Raw genomic sequence first — 21,231 nt, 5'->3', positions numbered from 1 at the left:
CGAGGATCAGGCCCGGGAGGCCAGGAACCTCTCCAGCTCCCCGTCGACGACGTCCAGGTCGGCGACCGACATGGCGGAACCACTCGGAAGCGTCAGACCGCGGTGGAACAACTCTTCGGCCGCACCGGACGCGAAGCTCCGGGATCGGGCGAAGACCGGCTGGAGATGCATGGGCTTCCACAGGGGCCGTGACTCGATGTCGGCCGCCGCGAGCCAGGACGCCAGCTCCTGGGCCGACCACCCGGCCACGTCGGGGTCGACGACCACGGCCGAGAGCCAGCAGTTGTCGGCCTCGGACCTGTCGCGCTGGAAGACGTCCACACCGGGGATGCCGCGGAACCGCTCGACATATCGTGCCCGCACGGCCCGCCGCCGGGCGATCATCCCGTCCAGCCGCTCGAGCTGGGCCACACCGACCGCAGCCAGCAGGTTGCTGAGCCGGTAGTTGTAACCGACCTCGGTGTGCTCGTAGTGGGCGACCGGCTGACGGGCCTGGGTGCTCAGGTACCGGACACGCTCTGCGCACCGCGCGTCGTCGGTGAGCAGCATGCCACCGCCACTGGTGGTCATGATCTTGTTGCCGTTGAAGGACAGCGCGGCCAGCCGGCCGAACGACCCGGCGGGACGCCCCGCGTGCGACGAACCGACGGCCTCCGCCGCGTCGGAGAGCACGGGGACACCGAAGCGCTCGCAGATCGCCGACAGGCTCGTGTAGTCGGCACACCGGCCGAGCAGGTCCACGGGCACCACGGCCGCCACCGGTACGCCCTCTGACCGGAGGCGGCCGAGGCACGCCTCCAGCAGTGCGGGGTCCAGGTTCCCGGTGCTGGGCAGGCAGTCGACGAACACCGGTTCGGCGCCGGTGTACACCACCGCATTGGCGGTGGCGGCGAAGGTCATGGTCGGCACGACGACCACAGTTCCCGGCCCTGCGCCCAGCTCCAGGAGGGCCAGGTGCAGCGCGGCGGTCCCCGAGGACAGCGCGACGGCATGAGCGCGGCCACAGCGCGCGGCCATGCCCTCCTCGAACGCGTCGACCATCGGGCCCAGCGGGGCGATCCACCCCGAGCGCACGGCCTCGACGACCAGCTCCTCCTCCCGGAGCCCCACGTCCGGCGACGACAGGAGGATCCGGCCGCGCGTCCGCTCAGGGGTCAGGGTCACCGGGCCACCGCCTGGTCGAGCCACTCCGCGCTCTCACGCGACGCCGGCACGGCCCAGATGTCGCTCCCGCGACGGCCGATCCGCCTGAGCATCCACTCCTCGAGGGGTCCCACCGGGACGTGGCTGATCAGGGGGTGGGCGTCCCGGGACGCCGCCTCGCCGGCACCGAACAGTTCCTCGTGCAGCTTCTCCCCCGAGCGCAGCCCGGTGAAGACGATCGGGATGTCCCGACCGGAGAGCGCGACCAGCTGACGGGCGACCTCTGCGATGCGCACCGGCTCCCCCATGTCGAGCACCAGCGCCTCCCCGTCGTGGCCGATCGCGCCGGCCTGGATGACGAGCTGGACGGCCTCGGGGATGGTCATGAAGAAGCGCGTCACCTCAGGGTCGGTGACCGTGACCGGGCCACCGCGGGCGATCTGGGCGGCGAACGTGGTCAGCACCGATCCACGGCTGCCCAGCACGTTGCCGAACCGGACCGAGAGGAAGGCGCCGGCATTGCGCTGGGCGTAGGTGGCGGTGAGCTGCTCGGCCATCCGCTTGGTCCGCCCCAGCACGTTCACCGGATCGGCGGCCTTGTCGGTGGAGACGTTGATGAAGTGGCTGACGCCGACCGCGGTGGCTGCCTCGAGCACGTTGCGGGTGCCCAGCACGTTGGTCTTCCAGCCCTCGTCGGGGTACTGCTCGAGCATCGTGACGTGCTTGAGGGCCGCGGCGTGGAACACGACGTCGGGACGGCGGGCCTGGAAGATGCCCAGCAGCGTCTCGGAGTCCCGGATGTCGGCCAGGACGACCTCGGGCAGGTCGAGACGGGCCTCGCCGTGGATCCCCAGCTGGACGGCGTGCAGGGCGGACTCGTCACGGTCGAGCATGATCAACTCGGCGGGCGCGTACTTGGAGATCTGTCGGCACAGCTCAGAGCCGATCGAGCCACCGGCGCCCGTGACGAGCACCCGCTTGCCGGCCAGGTAGCCGGCGATCGCGTCGATGTTGGTGTCGATCTGCCGCCGGCCGAGCAGGTCGGCGATGTCGATGTCCCGCACGTCGCGGATGCCGACGCTCGTGTTGTCCAGGTCGGACAACCGCGGAAGCACCTTGACCGTCAGGCCGGCGGCGATGGCCAACCGGGAGAGCTCACGGACGAGTGCCGACTCCGCCGAGGGGAGGGCGATGACCAGCGCCTCGGCGCCCGTGGCCCGTGCGACCTCGGCGATGTCGTTCCGACCGCCGAGCATCCGGATGCCGCCGATGCGGGCGTAGCGCTTCTTCGGGTCGTCGTCCAGGACGCCGACGGGGATGAACGGGCTCTCCGGCCGGCCGAGCATGGAGCGGACCAACTGGTGACCCGCGTCGCCCGCCCCGAAGATGAGCGTCGGCCGGCCCTGCTGCGGGCGGACGGACAGCTCGCGCAGGCGCCGCACGGCCAGGCGGACCGACAGCATGAACACGAAGGCCACGGGTACGGCCACGAGCGGCACCGATCGCGGCACGAGGTGCGCCGCGCCATCGGCGATGTCGAACGACATCACGGTGAGGCATGCAGCGGTGACGGCCAGCGCCATCGCCGTGACCTCGTCGGCGCTCCCCACCGGGTGGCGTCCCTGGTGCAGGCGCAGCGCCATGGAGACGACGAGGTAGACCATGACGGCGATGCCGGCGGCCATCGCCAGACCCGCCTCGTCGATCCGGCTGATCTCGCCGTCGTAGCGCGCCACGGTGGCCAGCGCCAGTCCGCCGCCGATGAGCAGCACGTCGGCGGACAGCAGACCCCATCGCCGGAGGCGCCAGCGCCACGCCGACCGTCGCTCCATCGGACCTCCTCCGGTCAACACACCGTCATTCGTCGAAGCCACTGGGGCCATGGCCGGCTCCTGCTCCTCGCGGCCGACGCGCCGCACCACCGTCATCGGGAGTCCAGCCCGTTCAGCGCCGGGACCGCACAACGGCCACGGGCCCCGTGTCGTCGACCGGCTCAGGGGCTCGGCCACGCCCGGACCGGGCGCTGGTCATCGATCGGACGACGCCGGTCGTGTCCCGGCCCGGGTCGGCCTCGTAGCTGTAGGCATAGCCGTAGCCGCGGGCGGCGCCGGCGGACTGCGGAACCCGGTTGAGGATGACGCCGAGCAACGTGGCGTCGATCCGCTCCAGGGCTGCGGCTGCCTCCTCGAGCTCCTCGAGCCGCGTCTTCCCGTAACGGGTGGAGAGCACGCATCCGTCGGAGATGGCGGTGAGCACGGCCGCGTCGGTGACCGCCAGCAGCGGCGGCGCGTCGATCAGGACGTAGTCGTACCGCTCGCGGAGCTCGTCCAGCAGCATCTTCATGTGCCGCGAACCGAGCATCTCGCTCGGGTTCGGCGGCATGGGCCCGGCGGCGAGCACGTTGAGGCGGCCGTCGCCCCACGGCTGGGCCACCTCGTGCAGCATGGCGGTACCGCCGAGCACGTTGGTGAGGCCGGCCCCGCTGATGAGCCCCATGTAGCGGGTGACGCGGGGGCGGCGCAGGTCGGCCTCGATGAGCATGACCCGGCTGCCGGCCTGGGCGAGCACCGTGGCGAGGTTGACCGCGAGCGTGGACTTGCCCTCGCCGGGGATCGCGCTGGAGATGACGATGACCCGGGGTGGGTGGTCGACGTTGAGGAACTGGAGATTCGTGCGGATCGAGCGGTAGGCCTCGGCGGCGATGGAGTGCCGGTCCTGGTCGGTCACCACGTGGTCCTCACCGACGCGCGGGTCCTCCATGACGGTCCCGATCACGCCGACACCCGTCAGGTGCGAGATGTCCTCGCTCGTCTTCACGGTGTTGTCCATGCGGCTGCGCAGCAGCGCCAGGGCCACTCCCGCGAGGAGCCCGAGCACCACGCCGAGCGCGACGTTGCGGGCAGCGTCGGGGCTGACGGGCGCCTCGTTCAGCGCGGCCGGCTGGACGACGGCGACCTTGACCGTCGAGGCGGTGGCACCGGCCGGCGTCTCGAGCTGGGTGATCTGCTCGGAGAACTGTCGGCCGAGGGATGCGGCGACGTCCTGCGCGCGCTGGGCGGAGGTGTCGGTGACCGTGACGGTGAGGATGACGGTCTCGGGCACGGCGGTCGCCGACACTTTGGCCGCCAACTCCTCCGGCGTCATGTCCAGCCGGAGCTCCTCGACCACCTGGGCCGCGAGCTGGACCCCGCTCAGCAGCTCGGCGTAGGACGCCACGCGCTGCTGGGAGAACAGGTTGCCCTGGTAGGCCGACGAGGTGTCCGTCGTCGTGGACGTCGACACGAAGAGCTTCGTCGTCGACCCGTACAGCGGCGTGGCCGACCAGGTCAGCGCACCTCCCCCGGCGATACCCAGGAGAACCGTGGCGGCGACGAGCCACCATCCGGCTCGCAATGCCTGCACGACATCTTTCAGGTCCACGGACCCCCCGCTCTTCATCTCGCCAACGGCCAAGCACACTCAGGGAGGACGGCGGCGTACCGCGACGATGGTTGAAACATAACCCTCCGATGTCGATAAGTCGCTCAACGTGTGGGCTTTGGGGCGGCGTGTCACTTGTGTGACGGAGGAGTTGCCAACCGACCGACACGAGCGACCCCGTGAGCTACGGAGAGGCAGTCGAACCGGTCCGCGAAGGTTGAATCCCTTCGTGCGCATCCTCTTCGTCTGTACCGGGAACATCTGCCGCTCTCCCATGGGGGAGCGGCTCACCCGGGCCTTCCTCGACGACGCGCTCGGCGCCTCGGCCGCTGCGGTCGGGACGTCGAGCGCCGGGACCCACGCGGTCGTCGGAAGCGGCATGGAGCTCTCCTCGGCGCGCGTGCTATCCGGGCTGGGCGGGGACCCGGCCGGCTTCACCGCCCAGCAGCTGACCGGCGACCTCATCGACGCCGCCGATCTCACGCTGACGATGACTCGTCGACACCGGCGCTCGGCGCTCAAGCTCGCCCCGCGGGCCATGTTCCGCACCTACACCCTGCGCGAGGCGGCGGAACTGCTGGGAGGTGTCGACCTGCGAGCGCTCCCTCCCGTCAGCTCCCTCGACGAGCGGGCGAAGGCACTGGTCGCCGCCCTGGGTGCGCAGCGAGCGACGCGCCGCCTCGCGGAGCGGGAGTCCGACGACGTGCTCGACCCGATGGGCCACGCCTCCGCGGTGCACCAGGAGGTCGGCGACCAGATCTTCGGCGCGGTCATCCCATTGCTGCGAGCGCTCTGCGGAACGAGCGTCGAAACGCCGGTCGACCTCTCCGACACCCAGGTGGGCACGGCGAGGAACCTTCCTCCAGTCCCCGCGCGGCCTCCCATCCCGGCGCGCGCGGTGGCGACCGCTTCCCCGTTCAAGCTGTACTGACCGAACCGCCCCGGGTTCAGTGGAGGCTGGGTTCTGCCGGTTGGTCCTCGGTGAGGCCGGCGATCGAGCGGTAGTGGTTGTGTTCGTACTCGACCGGCGGGATGTTCCCGCAAGCGCCGTGTAGACGTCGGTGGTTGAACCAGTCGACGTACTCGAGGGTGGCCAACTCGACGTCGTCGAGGCCGCCCCGCCGGGGCCGCGGCGGCGGATCAGTTCCGTCTTGCAGAGGCCGATGAGGGACTCGACTGCGGCGTTGGCGTAGGAGTCGACCTTGCTGCCCACCGAGCGGACGGCGCCCGCGGCGTCGAGGCGTTCGGTGTAGCGGATCGCCAGGTACTGGGCGGAATCAAGCCCTGCACGCCGCGGTCGGAGTGATGGACCAGGCGGCCGGTCACGTCCCGGGGGTCGCGGGCCCGGGGCCACAGGCCCTGCTCGAGAGCGTCGAGCGCCAGGTCCGCCCGCAGCGAGGTGGAGGCGCGCCAGCCGACGATCCGGCGCGAGTAGACGTCCATGACAAAGGCGACGTAGACGAACCCCGACCAGGAGACCACGTAGGTGAGGTGAGGTCGGCTACCCACAGCCGGTTCGGCGCCGGCGCGGTGAAGTTCCGGTCGACCAGATCACCGGGGCGGGCAGCCACGTCGGCGGGCATCGTGGTGCCCTTGACCTTGCCCCGCACCGCGCCGGCCAGCCCGAGTTCGCGCATCAGCCGCTCGATCCGGCAGCGGCCCACCGGAACGCCTTCGCGGTCGAGCGCCCGCCAGACCTTGCGGACGCCGTAGACGCCCAGGTTGGCCTCGTGCACCCAGGTGAACTCTGCCTTCAGCTGCTGGTCGGCGACGGCCCGGGCCGAGGGCGGACGGGCATGGCGCGCGTAGTAGGTGCTCGGGGCGATCTTCGCGCCGGCGGCAGTCAGCGCCCGGCAGATCGGCTCGACCCCGAACCGCTCCTTGTGCTGGTCGATGTAGGCGGTCAGCGCCGATGTGGGCGGTCGAGCTCCGCCGCAAAGAAAGCCGACGCCGACTTCTAGATCTCGTTCCCCCGGCCCAGCTCTCGGTTCTCGCGCTCGGCGATCCGCTGCCGGTCATCGGTCGAGGTCCCCGGCCGCACGCCGCCCGTCGATCTCGGCCTGGTTCACCCAGTTGCGCAGCGTCTCGGGATCGATACCGAGCTGCTGGGCGTTGGGCCAGCGCGCCCTTGCGCTGTCCGGACTGCTCGCGGATCTCGAACACCATCCGCACGGCCCGCTCACGCAGCCCGTCGGGGTACTTCTTCGGCGCCGGCACTGCTCCACCCTTCCGTGGCTTCAGTGTCTCCATCAATCCCGGGGCGGTTCAACGGGTACCGCATCGGCGAGATGGCGCGGCCGGTCCCGCCGCAGCCGGGAGGCACAAAGGCCACAGCTCCACCGGCTGAGGGTGATCTGTGGCTGCGGGCCTCCGGTCGGGGTGACGTATGGGCTATTCCAGGGCGGCGGTGACCACCGGGGCGATCTGCTCCGCGAGGTAGGCGTGACCGGCGTCCGTAGGCGAGATGCCGTCGGACGAGATGAGCCCGCTGCCGGTGCTGAACCAGCCGGCGGTGAGGGGGTCCACGAAGGAGGCGCCAGCGCTCTGCGCCGCGGTCTGCACGACGTTCCGCACCGCGAGAACGCTCGCCGGCACGTCGCCGTCGTCCCAGACCGGCCCGATGACGACCAGGGTTGCCTGCGGCGCGTTCTGCGCGGCAGCCGCCATGGTTGCGACGACCTGCGCCTGCACCTGCGCCAAGTCTTCGTCGGCGTCGTTGCGACTGCCGAAGAGCAGCGTGATGTCGGCATCCGGTACCGGGTCGGCCGCCAGCAGGCCCGCATAGTCCTGGCCGGTGATGCCGATGGAGGCATAGCCGGCCTGCGGCACGGCGTGGAGGGCCAGTTGGGTCCCGGTCCGCTGCGCGACGAGCGCCGGCCAACCGGTCGCCCCCTGACCACCCATCTCGTTCCCGGAGGCGTACCCGTCGCCGTAGACGGCCAGAACCGCGGGCTCGCTCGACTCCGTCTCTGCGTGAGCCACGGGCGACTCCGCCGGGACCGGCGAGTCCGCTCCGACCGACGCCTGGCTCACATAGGTGTCCGCCGGAGCCGGATGCATGCCCATGAAGGTGAACAGCGCGACGTTGCCCAGCACCAGCAGGACCAGCGTCAGGGTGCCCCAGGTGGGTGGACGCTCGAGGGCCAGTCGTCGCATGGAAAGAGCGTAAAGGTTCGACTCCATTGAGTGAGGGCGTTGAGGCGAGCGTGTCGCCTGTGGCCACTGTGACAGGGGAGACGGCCCTCACCGGTCCGGTGCTCCGATGCACCATGCCGGGTTATCACGGCCGCTCGTCGGCAGCGGCACCCCGGGGCCGCAATGCCAGGGAGGAGGTCAGCCGAACGGTCAGGAACGACCGCTGCCGAGCTCGCCCCCCTCACTCATGCTCCCGAGGACCAGCAGGTAGCCGGCCAGCGCCGCGCGCCAGTCGCGTGGCCGGAAGCCGGCGGCACGGATCTTCGCCAGGTCCAGCACGGAGTTCAGCGGTCTCGGCGCGACGCCGGTGCGCCCGGCGAAGTACTCGGCGGTGCTCACGCGCTGCACGTCGTCGGCGGAGCGGCCGCGGGCGGTGAAGACCAGCGCGGCGACGTCGGCCCAGGACACGGGCTCGCCCTCGCCGGTGAGGTTGTAGGTGCCGTACGGCGCCCCCGTGCCGACCAGGTGGCGGATGCCGGCGGCGAGGTCGGCGGCGGTGGTGGGCCGGCCGATCTGGTCGTCGACGACCGAGGGGCTGATCCCGCGGTCGGCGAGGCCGGCCATGGTGCGCACGAAGTTGCCGCCCTCCCCCACCACCCAGGTGGTGCGCACCAGCCAGTGCCGCTCGACGGCGGCGGCGCAGGCGTCGCCGTCGGCCTTGCTGCGGCCGTAGACCGACAGCGGCGTGGGCGGGAGGTCCTCGGGGATCGGGCCGGGATGGGTGCCGTCGAAGACGTACTCGCTGGAGAGGTGGACCAGCGCCGCGCCGGCCCGGTCGGCGGCGTGCGCGAGGTGCGCGACGGCATCGACGTTGACCGCGCGCACCGCGGCCAGGTTCGCCGGGTCCTCCGCGGCGTCGACGGCGGTCCAGGCGGCGGCGTTGAGCACGACGTCGACGCCGGTCCAGTCGAAGGCCCGCACGGCGGCGGCGTCGGTGACGTCGAGCGCGGCCCGGTCCAGCGCCTCGGCGTCGGGGAACTCGCGTCGCAGCGCGCAGCCGAGCTGCCCGCCGGCGCCGAGGATGACGGCGTTCACTGCCCCTGGGCCGCGTACTGCGCCTCGACGCCGTCCTTGAGCGGGCGCCACCAGACCGTGTTCTCCCGGTACCAGTCGATGGTGGCTGCCAGGCCGTCGCGGAAGTCGGTGTAGCGCGGCGTCCACCCGAGCTCGGTGCGCAGCTTCGTGGCGTCGATGGCGTAGCGCAGGTCGTGGCCGGCCCGGTCGGGAACCGAGTCGAAGGCGTCGGCCGGCCGGCCGAGCAGCTCGAGGATCAGCCCCAGCACCTCGCGGTTGTTCTTCTCCCCGTCCGCGCCGATCAGGTAGGTCTCGCCGGAGCGTCCCCGGTCGAGCACCGCGTGGACGGCGGAGTTGTGGTCGTCGACGTGGATCCAGTCGCGCACGTTCTCGCCCGCGCCGTAGAGCTTGGGGCGCAGCCCGGCGAGCACGTTGGTGATCTGCCGCGGGATGAACTTCTCGACGTGCTGGTAGGGCCCGTAGTTGTTGGAGCAGTTGGAGATGGTGGCGTGGATGCCGAAGGAGCGCACCCAGGCCCGCACCAGCAGGTCCGAGCCCGCCTTGGTCGACGAGTAGGGGCTGGACGGGTTGTACGGCGTCTCCGGCGTGAACTTCGCCGGGTCGTCCAGCTCCAGGTCGCCGTAGACCTCGTCGGTGGAGATGTGGTGGTAGCGGACGCCGTGCCGGCGCACCGCCTCGAGCAGCGTGAACGTGCCGACGACGTTGGTCTGCAGGAACGGCGAGGGGTCGCGCAGCGAGTTGTCGTTGTGGCTCTCGGCCGCGAAATGGACGACGACGTCGCAGCGGGCCACCAGCCGGTCGACCAGGTCCGCGTCGGCGACCGAGCCGTGGACGAACTCGATGTCGTCGCGGACGGGCGCCAGGGACGCCTCGTTCCCCGCGTAGGTCAGCGCGTCGAGCACGGTGACCTCGTACTCGGGGTGCTCGCGCAGCGTCTGGTGCACGAAGTTGGCGCCGATGAAGCCGGCACCCCCGGTGACGAGCATGCGCATCGCCTGCTGAACCTCCGCCGTGGATCGCGACCGGACGAGGACCCCGCCCGGTGCCCGCGCCGCGGCGGGCCGTCGTGCAGGGCATGACGGTAGTCGCCCCAGGGGGTGCTCATCGCCGGTTCCCGGCCTCGGCGACCCCGATCGAGGGGGGCGCCCGCTCGCGCCGGACCTCGACCACATGGCCGCGATACCGATCGGTCATGTAACCGACAGTGAGGCCGGGCCGCGCGCCGCCGCTGTTAAGCCGCACGCCACCCGATCCCGGTTCCCCTCGCCGGGAGTTGGGCCGAAGGTGTCTCACGAGGCGAGGAACAGGAGGAGGCGCGTGTCCATCGGCCGGGCGGCGGGAGCGCTGTCGGGACCGCACGCCCTCGTCGCGCCGCACGCCGGCCTCCCCGGGCGCGGGGCGTGGCCGCGCCGCCTGCTGATGGCCGCCCTGCTGTCCCTGGGCGCCTGGCTGCTGCTCGCCGTCTCCGCCGACGCGGCGCGGGCCGACTCCGCCGGCCACACGGAGGGCGACACCTCCGTGGCCGCGCCGCCCGGTCCCGAGGAACCGCCCCCCGACGTCCCCGCGGACCCCCCACCCGACGTCCCGACGGACCCCTCGCCCGACGTCCCCGCAGACCCCCCGCCCGACGTGCCGGCGGACCCCCCGCCCGACGTGCCGGCGGACCCCCCGCCCGACGTACCGGCGGACCCCTCACCCGACGTCCCCGCGGACCCCCCGCCGGCCGGGCCCCCGGCTACTCCCGCCACCCCGGCCGTGCCCGGGCCGACACCGACCACCCCGACCGACGGCGACGTCCCCCCGCCCGTGGCGCCGACGCCGCCACCCGCGGAACCGGACGTCACCCCGCCTGCGGCCGACCCGGCACCCGTCGACCCGGCACCCGTCGACCCCGCACCCATCGACCCCGCACCCGCCGACCCCGCACCCGCCGATCAGTCGCCGCCGGACAGCGAACCCGTCGACGGCGAGCCGACCGACGAGGAGCCCGCCGGCCCCACCGAGGGCGACCCCACCGAGGGCGAACCCAGCGACGAGGAGCCCGCCGGGCCCACCGAGGGCGAACCGACCGAGAGCGAGTCCGGCGGCACCGAGCCCACCGAGCCCACCAAGGCAGGCACGGAGCTCGCCGACACTCAGCCCGCGAACGCCCCGCTTCCGGCCACCTCGGCGACCAAGCCGCCGACGGCGCTGCCGCAGAGCGCGCCGACGCCGGACGCCACCGCGCCGCCGTGCCTCCCCGCCGCCGCGGAGACGACCACGACGGGGGCGGCGGCCTCCGCGTCCCCGTCCGCGCGCGGGGCCGGCACCACCCAGCCGGTCACACCGACCCTCACCGCGACCCCGCAGCCCCCCGGCCCGCCGCCCGCGGCCCCGCCACCGGCACCGGTGCGCCCGCCGGGCCAGCACGGCCCTCCGGCGGCGCCGGTCGCACCGGTGCCCGCGAGCGGCCCGGGCGGCCCTGCGTCCGCCACCGCGTCCGGCAGCGGTGGGTTCGGCGCCGGCCACACCGACCACGCGGACTGCGTGCTCGCGGTGCTCGACGCGGGCTTCCCCGCATCTCTCGCCGGCTCGATCCGGACCGGTCGCGGGAACGACGCCGCCCTCCTCGGCCGCGTCGAGGAGCCGGGCGCCAGCCCCGACTGACGGGCGCACGCTCCCCTCTTCGCCCGCCCCGCCGGTCCGTCGATCGGCTCGTCGAACAGTCCACGACTCCGCACGCGCGTCCCGCCCCCGGTGTGCCTCTCTCCCCACCGGGCGCCGGATCGCCGTTCGAACCGCAGGGAACTCACCCGATGAGCAGTGAAGCCATCCCGTCCGAACACTTCACCCACCACCGTGCCGCGCCGCCTCCGCGGCTGACGCGGGCCGACCGGCTGCGCGGGGCGGGCACCGCCGCCCGCCGCGCCTGGCGCGGCCCCTACGTCCGCCGCCTGGTCGTGTGGGACGCCGTCTGCGCGTCCGTCGCCGCCGGCAGCGGTCTGCTCGCCCGCTTCCACCCGCCGGACGTCGGTGCCACCAGCGCGTCCCTGGCCATCGCCGTCGCCCTGCCCGGCGTCTGGCTGTTCGCCATGGTGGTCGCCCGCAGCTACGAGAGCCGCTACCTGTGGGAGGGGCCGGAGGAGTTCCGCCGCGTCTTCTTCGCCGCCGCGCTGCTGCTCGCCCTGGTGGGCACCGTCTCCTGGGCGCTGAAGCTGGAGGTCGCCCGCGGTTTCATCGTCGTCGCCCTGCCGCTGGCCACCGCGCTCACCCTCGCCCACCGCCAGGCACACCGGTCGTGGCTGCGCCGACAGCGGGCCCGCGGCCGCTTCCAGCAGACGACGCTGCTCGTCGGCCACCGCAACGGCGTGGCCGCGCTCCGGGAGCAGCTGCACCGGGAGGTCGACCAGGGCTACTCCGTCATCGGCTGCTGCCTGCCTGCGCGCTCCGGGGCCCGCGGCGGCTCCGTCGGTCTGCCGGTGCTCGGCGGCCTCGACGAGGTGGTCGACGTCGTCGAGCGGTACGAGGTGGACACCGTGGCCGTCCTGCCGTGCCCCGAGCTGGACGGTGCGGCGCTGCGCCGGCTGGGCTGGGAGCTGGAGAAGACGCAGGCCGACCTGCTGCTCGCGCCGGCCGTCTCCGAGGTCGCCGGTCCGCGCATCCGGGTGCGCCTGGTGTGCGGGCTCTCGCTGCTGCAGATGGAGCGGCCCGAGCTGCGCGGCCTCCACCGGCTGGTGAAGGAGTCCTTCGACCGGTTCTGCGCCGTCCTGCTCCTGCTGCTGCTGGCCCCGGTCCTCGTCGTCGCCGGCCTGGCCGTCAAGCTCGACAGCCCGGGGCCGGTGTTCTACCGCCAGGTGCGGGTGGGCCGGGACGGGCACCGGTTCCCGATGCTGAAGTTCCGGAGCATGCACGTCGGGGCCGACCGCCTGGTCACCCGCCTGGCCCCGGTGAGCGACGGCAACGGCGTGCTGTTCAAGATGCGGCGCGACCCGCGGGTGACGCGGGTGGGCCGGGTCCTGCGGCGGTACTCGGTCGACGAGCTGCCCCAGCTGATCAACATCCTCCGCGGGGAGATGTCGATGGTCGGCCCCCGCCCGCCGCTGCCCTCGGAGGTCGAGCGGTACGGGGTGGAGATGCACCGCCGGCTGGTGGTCAAGCCCGGCCTGACCGGGCTGTGGCAGGTGAGCGGCAGGTCCGACCTGTCCTGGACCGACTCGGTGCGGCTGGACATCCACTACGTGGAGAACTGGTCCCTGATGCTGGACCTGATGATCCTGTGGCGGACGGTGGGGGCGGTCCTCACCGGTCGCGGTGCGTACTGAGACGCCGAAGGGGCGGGCGCCGCGCGTCTCGCGCGGCACCCGCCCCTCACGGTCGGGTCAGCGGTAACCGGGGCTGACGTACCCGATGCCGACGGAGCCGGCCGGGACGAAGTCACCCGACGCGGGCTTGCCCTGCGTGAGGGTGCCGGTCAGGTTCCCGATCGACGGCCACGAGACGACGCCGTTGCTGATCTTCGCGGGGCAGCTGCGGTCATCGGTCTGCGGCCACACGCTGTAGCCCATGTCCCGGCCGGAGCGCGGGTCGAGGTAGACGTTCTCGAGGGCCAGCGGGTAGGTGTTGCAGTCGATGCGGATGAACTGCCCGCCCCGCTCGATCGGGTTCACCTCGGAGCTGCCGACGTTGGTGTTCCGGATGGTGCCCTTGCCGATGGCGCCGAGGTCCTGGCGCACCTGGATGCCCTGGTAGTTGGTCGTGCCGCTGAGCCGGTCGATCCGGTACTCGCGCACCCCGCCCCACGGCTGGAAGACGTCGGCGTGGTTCACCGAGTAGGTGCCGCGCAGGGCCTCCATGCGGACGTTCTGGATCTGCACGGTGGCCTCGGGGGCGTTCACGGCGATGCCGTCGGCCTGGGAGCCCGGGACGTTGCCGTTGATGAGGACGCCCTCGATGTGCACGGTGCCGGTGCACTTGTGCACGTAGATGGCGCGCTGGTCGTCGTTGCCGAAGCGGGCGGTGGGCGCGACGGTGATCTGCCCGCCCATGATGACGGCGTTGCGGCAGTTGGCGATGGTGATCGGCCCGGCCGGGCGGTCGGCGGGCAGCTTGACCAGGACGTCGCCGCCCCGGGCCCCGATGGTCGTGACCGAGTTGCTCGGGGTGACGTTGGTGACCGGGTAGTTCTGCCAGCCGGCCGGCGGGGCCCAGCTGAGGGCGCCGCTCGCGGGAGCGGCGACGGGCTTCGCGGGGGTGGTCGCGGGCTGCGTGGGCGCGGGAGCCGGGGCAGGGGCGGTGGGAGCCGTGGTCGTCGGGCCGGTGGGGCGCGTGCCGGTCCGGGAATCGGCGACCGGGGCCGGCTGCTCGTTCGGGACCGGAGCCTGCGCCTGGGTGCCGGCGGGGGCGGGGGTGTCGACGGCCGGCGGGGCACCGACGGGGGGCTGCGCGGCGGGGCGGGAGTCCCGGGTCTCCGCGGGCTGCGGGGACTGGCTCGCGACGACGTCGGCCCCCTGGTTCTGCACGAGTGGGTAGCTGAGCGGGAGGATGCCGACCAGGGCGAGGGAGAGCTGCGCCAGCCGACGTCGGGAGAGACGCCTGCGGCGGGGCTGGTGGTTTCGCCACTGTCGGTAAGCGGTTCGTGACACGCGACAGAAGGTAGCGTCACGATTACGTAACGCCAAGCCCGATCGAGTGAATTTCTCGGGCTTCGCGCCGAGCCGCCCCCGGTTCTGCTAAGCGACTCGCGGCCCGACCTGCGCGGACACCCGCACATGCGGCCAGACTATTTTTCGGCAGGTTCTGCCCGCGTCGGACCCGGTCCGCTCGCAGCGGTCCGCCTAGGAAGGTCCCATGACATGGCTGCTGGTCCTCGCGACCGCCTGGATGACGCTGGCCGGCCTCCTGGCGCTCGTCATCGGCCGGGCGGTCCGCGTGGCCGACCGCCGGCAGACTCCGGGCACCCCGCCGGTGCCGGACTTCGTGCCCGCGGAGTGGACGACCTCCCCGATCACCCCGCGCTAGGAACCGGAGCCGGCGCCCCGGCGGAAGCCCAGGACGCCGAACGAACGCCGCGCGGGACGCCCGGGCCGATCCGCCGCCGGTGCGGAGCCACCCGCGGTCGGGCCCTCCTCGCCGGACGGCCGGCCCTCGGCCGCATGGGCACCGCCACGGTCGACGTGCGCGGCGCCCCCCCGGGGATCGGGCACGGCCGCGTCGTGCAGGGACGGGTGCAGCGCGGCCAGCGTGGCCAGCACCGGCAGCAGCGCCTCGGCCACCGCCTGCCCCATCTCCTCGTGACCCTGCAGGGGCCGGCCGATCGGATCGGCGATGTCGTCGTCCTCCCCGCCGCTGCGCCCGGGGCGCGCCGCGGCCAGGGCGGCGACCAGCGCGCGGACCCGGTCGGCGAAGCCGCCTCCCGCGGGCTGCCGGTCGTCGAGCGCGTCGAGCAGCGCCGCGGCCTCCCGCAGGGTGAAGGTGCGCGCCAGGGCCCGGGGCACGAGCCCCAGCACGTCGCGGCGGTGGTCGCGGGTCAGGGTGAGGACCAGGTCGGCGTCGGCGACCATCCCGGGCTCCAGCTGACGGGCCACGAACCCCTCGGGGTCCCCGCCCAGCCCGGACAGGACCAGCGCGCTGTGCGGGTGCATCCGCGAGCCGGCGACCGCACGCGTGCCCGCGCTGACCAGCCGGACGTCGGACACCGCCGGCCCGAGGAGTTCGTGCAGGTAGGCCCGCCCCAGCCCCTGCCCCAGGGCCGACCGGCAGATGTTCCCGGTGCACACCAGCAGGACGGTGACGGGGTTCGCGGGCGGATGCTGGTCGGGCACGGCACCCAGTGTGGGCGGTGCGGGCCGTTCCCGGACACCTCCGATGGGGTGGTTGCGCTGCGCGGGAGGTCGATCCGGAACGCCGGGTACTAGGCTCGCCCGCGACAGCGGACGCCGGACGGCGCGCCGGGAACCGACACAGCCGGCGTGCCCACGTCTCACACCAGAAGGGGTCAGCATGCCCCGGAGCGGCTTGAACGAGAGCCTCCGACACGTTTTCCAGCCGGCTCACCGCAGGGTCGCCGGCCTGATGCCCCTTCCTCTCCGGCGGCGATACCTGTACCTGGCCGGGCACGGGCGGCTGCCGCGGCTCCGCGATCCGCAGACGTTCGGCGAGAAGATCAACTGGCGCATCCTCCACGACCGGCGCCCGTTGCTGGCCTGGACCTGCGACAAGCTGGCGATGAAGGACCACGCGGCCCAGGTGCAGGAGGAGGCCGGCATCTCGGTGCCGGAGACCTTCTGGTCGGGCACGGACCTCACCGAGGTGGCCGGCCGGATGTTCGACCGGCCCTGGGTGCTCAAGCCCAACCACCGCAGCGGCCTGGTGCGCTTCGGCAGCGAGAAGGAGACGGTCGACGCCCGGACGATCGCGGAGACGAGGACCTGGCTGCGCGACGACCAGAGCGTCCTGCTCGGCGAGTGGGCGTACAGCGAGGCGCGCCCCCTGTACGTCATCGAGGAGGCCATCGGCGACGGCGTGACGCCGCCCGACGACTACAAGTACCTGGTCTTCGACGGCAAGATCGCCGCGGTGTCGGTCGATACGGGCCGGTTCACCAAGCAGCACTCACGCACCTTCTACACGGCCGACTGGGAACCGCTGCACGTGGCGACCGCCCTGGGCAGCGGCGAGCCCGGCCCGCCGCCGGAGAACCTGGCCGAGCTGAACCACGCGGCGGAGGTGCTCGGCCGCGACTTCGACTTCATGCGGGTCGACCTCTACAACGTCGACGGCACCATCTGGTTCAGCGAGTTCACCCCCTACCCGGGCGGGGGTGTGCTGCCGTTCGAGCCGCACAGCTTCGACGCCTGGCTCGGGGAGCAGTGGACGCTGCCCGCCCTCGACGACGTCTCGGGCCGGTGAGCCGGGCACGATGCGGAACGGAACGACGGGCCCCGGCCACCACGACGACGCCGACGGCGCGCTCCGGGTCCTGAGCGTCGGCCCGACCGGCGGGCAGCCCGGCGGCATGGCCTCGGTCGTCGCCGAGCTGGAGACCCAGAACCGGCTCAGCGCCACCCCCGTGCAGCTGCGGGTGGTGGACTCCGGCGGGATCGGCCCCGTCCCGCAGCGGGCCGTGGCGTTCGCCCACAGCCTGCTGACGGCCGGCACGGCGCGCGCCGACGTCGTCCACCTGCACGTGGCCAGCCGCGGCAGCACCTGGCGCAAGCTGGCGATCGCCCGTGCCTGCGCGGTGCGCGGCCTGCCCTACGGCATCCACCTGCACGGCGCCGGGTACCGGGACTTCCTCGCGACGCTCTCGCCGGCCGCGAAGCGCCGGGTCGAGCGGTTCTTCCAGCGCGCGGCGTTCGTGGTGGTCCTGGGAAAGCCGTGGGCCCGGCTGGTCTGCGAGGAGCTGGGCGTCCCCGCCGCGCGGGTGCACGTCGTGCACAACGGCGTGGCGGACGGCGCACCGCCGGTCGTGCCGTGGCCCGCCGGTCGCACCAAGCGGGTGCTCCTGCTCGGCCGGATGGACGAGGGCAAGGGCGTGCCCGAGCTGCTGCGCGCGTTCGAGCGGCTCGACGACGTCCCCGACGCGGAGCTGGTGCTCGCCGGTCCCCCGGCCGAGCCCCGCGTCGTCGCACTGGTGGAGGAGGCGGTCCGGGCCCGCCCCGGCCGCATCACCTACGCGGGGTCGCTCCCCCGCGCGCAGGCGCAGGAGCTCCTGCGAGAGGCCTACCTGCTGGCCCTGCCGAGCCACGCCGAGGGCCTGCCGATGGTGGTCATCGAGGCCATGAGCCGGGGCATCCCAGCCGTCACGACCCCGGTCGGCGCCATGGCCGAGCTGGTCACCTCGGGCGCCAACGGCTACCTCGTCCCGCCCGGCGACGTCGACGCCCTGACCGAGCACCTGCGGCTCCTCCTGGGTGGTGAGGAGCTGCGCGACGCGATGGCGCAGGCGGCCTACGCGACGTGGCAGGCGGGATTCGACGCCCGCTCCATGTACGCCGACATCCGCGCCTTGTGGCAGGCGGCCGCCGGCTGACCCGGGGCCGCCCGGCCGGGCGTCAGTAGGCGCCGCGGCCGCGGAGGACGGCTCCGAGGGTCTTCCACAGGATCATCATGTCGAAGCTCAGCGACCAGTTCTCCACGTAGCGCACGTCGATGCGCACGGAGTCGTCCCAGGAGAGGTCCGAGCGGCCGCTGATCTGCCACAGCCCGGTGATGCCCGGCTTGACCAGGAAGCGGCGGCGCATGTCGAAGCCGTAGCGCTCGGTCTCGCTGGGCAGCGGCGGGCGCGGGCCGACCAGGCTCATGTCGCCGCGCAGCACGTTGATCAGCTGCGGCAGCTCGTCGAGGGAGTACCGGCGCAGCACCCGCCCGACCCGCGTCACGCGCGGGTCGGCCTTCCGCTTGTAGAGGACGCCGTTGCCGTCGTTGTCGGACTCGAGCACCTCGACCATCCGGTCGGCGCCCTGCACCATGCTGCGGAACTTGAGCATGGAGAACGTCTGCCCGTCGCGGCCGACGCGGGTCTGCTTGAAGAACACCGGGCCGCGGCTGGTCGTCTTCAGGGCCAGCGCGATGACGAGGAACAGCGGGAGCGTCAGGAGCAGCGCGACGGCGGCGAGGGAGGTGTCGACCACCGTCTTGGCCAGCCGGCGCACCCCGCGGAGCTCGGGCCGCTCGACGTGCAGCAGCGGGAGCCCGCACACGGGGCGGATGGCCACCCGCGGCCCGACGACCTCGGTGACGGCCGGGGCGAGCAGCAGCTCGGCCTCGGTCTTCTCCAGCTCCCAGCCGAGCCGGCGCAGCGACGAGCCGTCCAGCTCCGGGCTGGGCATGACGGCGACGGTGTCGACCTCGTACCGCTTCACCACGTCGAGCACCTCGTCGAGGCCGCCGAGGACGGGCAGGCCGTCGAAGTCGGTGGGCACGTCGGCCGCCTTGCCGTCGGGCAGGCAGCACCCGATGACCTGGTAGCCGTGGTAGGCGGCGCGGTCGAGCTCGGCGTGCAGCGAGGCCACGGCGTTGCGGTGCCCGACGATGACGGTGGTCTGCTGGAACGCCCCACCGGTGCGGGCCCGGTGCAGCGCCTGCCGGCGCACGTAGCGGTACAGCAGGGTGAGCACGGTGGCCAGCGGGAGGGCGACGACGACGAAGCCGCGGGCGACGCGCAGGTCCAGCCCCCAGGAGACCACGGCCACGACGGCCAGCAGGACCGCAGCGGAGTGCAGGACCCGGCGGAACTCCTCGGCGCCGACCCAGAGGAAGCGCTCCTCGTAGCTGCGGCCGACGTGCATGGCGGCCAGCCACAGGAAGGGCATGAGCAGGGCGGCCCACAGCGAGTACTGGGCCGCGCCGTCGACTTCGGTGCCGAACCGGACGAAGTAGCCGATCGTGGCCGCGAGCACGGCGCAGACCGCATCCCCGAGGACGATGCTGCGGACGTAGGCCGAGCGCCACGCCCGTCGGGCCTCGGTGCCTTCGCCGCGCAGGCGGCGGAGGCCGTAGAAGCGGGTCCGCACCTTCGCGGGCAGCACCTCACGAGTCGTCTGTTCGTGAGCAACCTGCATCGAGATACCGAGCCCCCTGGGTGCGTCTGGTCGTCGTGGTGGCGAACCCGCCAACACACCGCCTCGCCCACCTGTACGGAGAGTGAGCACGCATGGGCAGCCGGGCACCATTGCACCGGCCGGTCGAGCCGCCGGACACGACGTTAACGGCTCAGGGCCGAAATGTCTCGGCCACGACATAACAGTACGTAACGGAGATCCTCCGTCACAGACGGTCAGCGACCCCGGTCACAGCCGCGTTCCACCCGGGTGGCGGCGACCCCGCTCAGTGCCGGCTCGGGTAGTCCGACCGCTCGGCACCGGCAGGCTCGGCGGCCGCGGATGGGATCTCGACCCGCGTCGCTCCCGCCGGCTCGGCCTGGCCGTCGTCCCCCGGCACGACGCCCGACGCCGCAGGGGGCTCCTGCTCGGCGACGACGGGCCCGGGCTTCGGCTCGTCGGACTCCGTGGGGCCCTCCCCCGCGTAGCCGTACGCGTGCGGCAGCGCCGACGCCGGGGCGAGGTTGAGGATGACCCCCAGCATCCGTGCGCCGACCCGGTCGAGGAGCGCCGCGGCCCGCTCCACCTCGTCCCGCCGGGTCTTGCCCTGGCGGACCGACAGCAGCACGCCGTCCATGGCCGCCGCGACGGCGCTGCCGTCGGCGACCGGCAGCAGCGGCGGGGTGTCGAAGACGACGAAGTCGTGGGTGGCCCGCAGCCGGTCGACCACGTTGCGCAGCTGGCTGGAGGCCAGCAGCTCGCTGGGATTGGGCGGGATGGAGCCGGCGCCGAGGACGGACATCCGGCCGTTGCCGTAGGGCTGGAGGACGTCGTCGAGGTCGGCGGTACCGGCCAGGACGCTGGTCAGCCCGGCGCCGTCGACCAGCCCGAGGTACTTGACCACGCGGGGGTGCCGCAGGTCGGACTCGACCAGCGCCACCCGGTGGCCGCCCTCGGCCAGGGTGACGGCCAGGTTGATGGCGAGGGTGGTCTTCCCCTCCGCGGCGGCCGCGCTCGACACCATGATCACGCGCGGCGGCTCGTCGACGTCGAGGAACTGCAGGTTGGTGCGCAGCTGCCGGAACGCCTCGGCGTTGCCCGACCTGCTGTGCCGCTCGAGCACGTGCTGGGAGGCGAGGTGGGGATCGCGGGCGATGGTCCCGATCACCGGGGCGCCGGCCGCCGCGGCGGCGACCGTCCCGTCGCGCACGGAGCGGTCCATCCGCACCCGTGCGTAGGCCAGCGCCAGGCCGACCAGCAGGCCGACCAGCACGCCGACGGCGGTGTTGGCGACGAGGTTCGGGGAGGCGGGCTCCTGCGCGACCTCGGGCGTGTCGAGGACGGTCACCTTCACCGGGATGCTCGTCACCGGCTCGACCTCGGGGTCGGTCGGCGTCGTGGTGGTCGCCTCGACCTCCTCCACCAGGTCGGTGAACTCGGCGGCGACGGCGGCCGCCAGGTCGCGCGCCCGCTCGGCCGAGGTGTCGGTGACCACGATGTCGAGGACGGTCGTGTCGGGCACGACCGAGGCCTCGATCTTCCCCTGCACGGCCGGCGCGGCCAGGTCCAGGTCGAGCCGGTCGACGACGCCGTCGGCCAGCCGCTCGCTGGTGAGGAGCTGGACGTACGAGGCCACCCGGTTCTGGGAGAACTGGCTGCCCTGGAAGGCGGCGGTGGTGGTGGTCGCGTCCGTCGAGGTCACCCACAGCTGGGTCCCCGACGTGTAGGTCGGCGTCATCGCCAGGGCGGTACCGGCCCCGACCGCGCCGCCCACCAGCACCCCGATCACGGGCAGGAACCACCCGGCGCGGAAGGCCGCGATGGTGTCTCTGAGTTCCACTACTTCCTCGTCTCCGGTGATCGACGCTCACGGGCGTGAGCTCCAGGCGGTCGCGGACGTCGCGCGGGCCCGCACGTT

Annotated in this window: 16 protein-coding genes, 1 pseudogene and 1 other annotated feature; of the genes and pseudogenes, 6 read left to right on the top strand and 11 right to left on the bottom strand. The window is 73.2% G+C overall.

All coding sequences use genetic code 11. The features are described 5' to 3' along the window. Positions 1-6: 6 nt before the first annotated feature. The 3 genes from ACI8AG_RS10615 to ACI8AG_RS10605 form a co-directional block, all read right to left on the bottom strand. Positions 7-1,164, bottom strand: coding sequence for a DegT/DnrJ/EryC1/StrS family aminotransferase (locus tag ACI8AG_RS10615; RefSeq protein ID WP_456597009.1), 1,158 nt, complete (start codon positions 1,162-1,164; stop codon positions 7-9). After that, on the bottom strand, positions 1,161-2,975 hold the full coding sequence (locus tag ACI8AG_RS10610) for a polysaccharide biosynthesis protein (RefSeq protein WP_456597008.1): 1,815 nt from the start codon (positions 2,973-2,975) through the stop codon (positions 1,161-1,163). Before ACI8AG_RS10610 ends, ACI8AG_RS10615 begins: the two co-directional genes overlap by 4 nt. 112 nt (positions 2,976-3,087) lie before the next feature. Further along, positions 3,088-4,563 (bottom strand): polysaccharide biosynthesis tyrosine autokinase, encoded by a 1,476-nt coding sequence (locus ACI8AG_RS10605; protein ID WP_456597007.1) that lies wholly within the window; start codon positions 4,561-4,563, stop codon positions 3,088-3,090. A 229-nt stretch (positions 4,564-4,792) separates the two neighbouring features. Here ACI8AG_RS10605 and ACI8AG_RS10600 point away from each other — a divergent pair, with 229 nt between their 5' ends. Beyond that, a complete protein-coding gene (locus ACI8AG_RS10600) occupies positions 4,793-5,494 on the top strand; it encodes an arsenate reductase/protein-tyrosine-phosphatase family protein (RefSeq protein ID WP_456597006.1) in 702 nt (233 codons plus the stop codon). A gap of 16 nt (positions 5,495-5,510) precedes the next feature. On the opposite strand, the pseudogene ACI8AG_RS10595 reads toward ACI8AG_RS10600, so the two are convergent. The 4 genes and pseudogenes from ACI8AG_RS10595 to rfbB form a co-directional block, all read right to left on the bottom strand. Continuing rightward, positions 5,511-6,729 (bottom strand): annotated as a pseudogene (locus ACI8AG_RS10595) (IS3 family transposase). Then, positions 6,381-6,509: a sequence feature (AL1L pseudoknot), on the bottom strand. (Overlaps the previous pseudogene by 129 nt.) Before the next feature lie 225 nt (positions 6,730-6,954). Continuing rightward, positions 6,955-7,719: an SGNH/GDSL hydrolase family protein gene (locus tag ACI8AG_RS10590; protein ID WP_456597005.1), complete on the bottom strand. Its 765-nt coding sequence runs from the start codon at positions 7,717-7,719 to the stop codon at positions 6,955-6,957. A gap of 189 nt (positions 7,720-7,908) precedes the next feature. Next, the gene (locus ACI8AG_RS10585) at positions 7,909-8,793 is read right to left on the bottom strand and encodes an SDR family oxidoreductase (protein ID WP_456597004.1); all 885 of its coding nucleotides are present in this window, start codon (positions 8,791-8,793) and stop codon (positions 7,909-7,911) included. Next, positions 8,790-9,785, bottom strand: coding sequence for a dTDP-glucose 4,6-dehydratase (rfbB, locus tag ACI8AG_RS10580; protein WP_456597003.1), 996 nt, complete (start codon positions 9,783-9,785; stop codon positions 8,790-8,792). The genes ACI8AG_RS10585 and rfbB overlap by 4 nt, the downstream gene beginning before the upstream one ends. Positions 9,786-10,110: 325 nt before the next feature. On the opposite strand from rfbB, the gene ACI8AG_RS10575 reads away from it, so the two are divergent. Beyond that, complete coding sequence (locus ACI8AG_RS10575) at positions 10,111-11,439, top strand: hypothetical protein (protein ID WP_456597002.1); 1,329 nt, start codon at positions 10,111-10,113, stop codon at positions 11,437-11,439. Between the two features lie 149 nt (positions 11,440-11,588). Next, entirely contained in the window at positions 11,589-13,094 is a 1,506-nt protein-coding gene (locus ACI8AG_RS10570; RefSeq protein WP_456597001.1) for a sugar transferase, read from the top strand. A gap of 57 nt (positions 13,095-13,151) precedes the next feature. Here ACI8AG_RS10570 and ACI8AG_RS10565 read toward each other — a convergent pair whose 3' ends face one another. After that, positions 13,152-14,414, bottom strand: a complete 1,263-nt coding sequence (locus tag ACI8AG_RS10565; protein WP_456597000.1) for a hypothetical protein — start codon at positions 14,412-14,414, stop codon at positions 13,152-13,154. Positions 14,415-14,619: 205 nt separating this feature from the next. On the opposite strand from ACI8AG_RS10565, the gene ACI8AG_RS10560 reads away from it, so the two are divergent. Further along, on the top strand, positions 14,620-14,790 hold the full coding sequence (locus ACI8AG_RS10560) for a hypothetical protein (RefSeq protein ID WP_456588369.1): 171 nt from the start codon (positions 14,620-14,622) through the stop codon (positions 14,788-14,790). Here the strand turns inward: ACI8AG_RS10560 and ACI8AG_RS10555 are convergent. Further along, complete coding sequence (locus tag ACI8AG_RS10555) at positions 14,787-15,593, bottom strand: arsenate reductase/protein-tyrosine-phosphatase family protein (protein ID WP_456596999.1); 807 nt, start codon at positions 15,591-15,593, stop codon at positions 14,787-14,789. The genes ACI8AG_RS10560 and ACI8AG_RS10555 overlap by 4 nt on opposite strands. A gap of 250 nt (positions 15,594-15,843) precedes the next feature. Here ACI8AG_RS10555 and ACI8AG_RS10550 point away from each other — a divergent pair, with 250 nt between their 5' ends. Both ACI8AG_RS10550 and ACI8AG_RS10545 read left to right on the top strand, forming a co-directional pair. Then, the gene (locus ACI8AG_RS10550; protein ID WP_456596998.1) at positions 15,844-16,680 is read left to right on the top strand and encodes an ATP-grasp fold amidoligase family protein; all 837 of its coding nucleotides are present in this window, start codon (positions 15,844-15,846) and stop codon (positions 16,678-16,680) included. Positions 16,681-16,690: 10 nt separating this feature from the next. Beyond that, on the top strand, positions 16,691-17,803 hold the full coding sequence (locus tag ACI8AG_RS10545) for a glycosyltransferase family 4 protein (RefSeq protein WP_456596997.1): 1,113 nt from the start codon (positions 16,691-16,693) through the stop codon (positions 17,801-17,803). Between the two features lie 22 nt (positions 17,804-17,825). Here the strand turns inward: ACI8AG_RS10545 and ACI8AG_RS10540 are convergent, their stop codons facing one another. Both ACI8AG_RS10540 and ACI8AG_RS10535 read right to left on the bottom strand, forming a co-directional pair. Beyond that, entirely contained in the window at positions 17,826-19,301 is a 1,476-nt protein-coding gene (locus ACI8AG_RS10540; protein ID WP_456596996.1) for a sugar transferase, read from the bottom strand. A 298-nt stretch (positions 19,302-19,599) separates the two neighbouring features. After that, positions 19,600-21,153 (bottom strand): polysaccharide biosynthesis tyrosine autokinase, encoded by a 1,554-nt coding sequence (locus ACI8AG_RS10535; RefSeq protein ID WP_456596995.1) that lies wholly within the window; start codon positions 21,151-21,153, stop codon positions 19,600-19,602. Positions 21,154-21,231: the final 78 nt, after the last annotated feature.

Source organism: Blastococcus sp. SYSU DS0552 (assembly GCF_054050815.1).
This window is presented reverse-complemented; position numbering and strand designations above follow the sequence as displayed.

Coding starts and splice junctions, on each gene's coding strand:
- ACI8AG_RS10560 (WP_456588369.1), top strand. CDS start 14,620: ATGACATGGCTGCTGGTCCTCGCGACCGCCTGGATGACGCTGGCCGGC.
- ACI8AG_RS10550 (WP_456596998.1), top strand. CDS start 15,844: ATGCCCCTTCCTCTCCGGCGGCGATACCTGTACCTGGCCGGGCACGGG.
- rfbB (WP_456597003.1), bottom strand. CDS start 9,785: ATGCGCATGCTCGTCACCGGGGGTGCCGGCTTCATCGGCGCCAACTTC.
- ACI8AG_RS10590 (WP_456597005.1), bottom strand. CDS start 7,719: ATGCGACGACTGGCCCTCGAGCGTCCACCCACCTGGGGCACCCTGACG.
- ACI8AG_RS10610 (WP_456597008.1), bottom strand. CDS start 2,975: ATGGAGCGACGGTCGGCGTGGCGCTGGCGCCTCCGGCGATGGGGTCTG.
- ACI8AG_RS10570 (WP_456597001.1), top strand. CDS start 11,589: ATGAGCAGTGAAGCCATCCCGTCCGAACACTTCACCCACCACCGTGCC.
- ACI8AG_RS10545 (WP_456596997.1), top strand. CDS start 16,691: ATGCGGAACGGAACGACGGGCCCCGGCCACCACGACGACGCCGACGGC.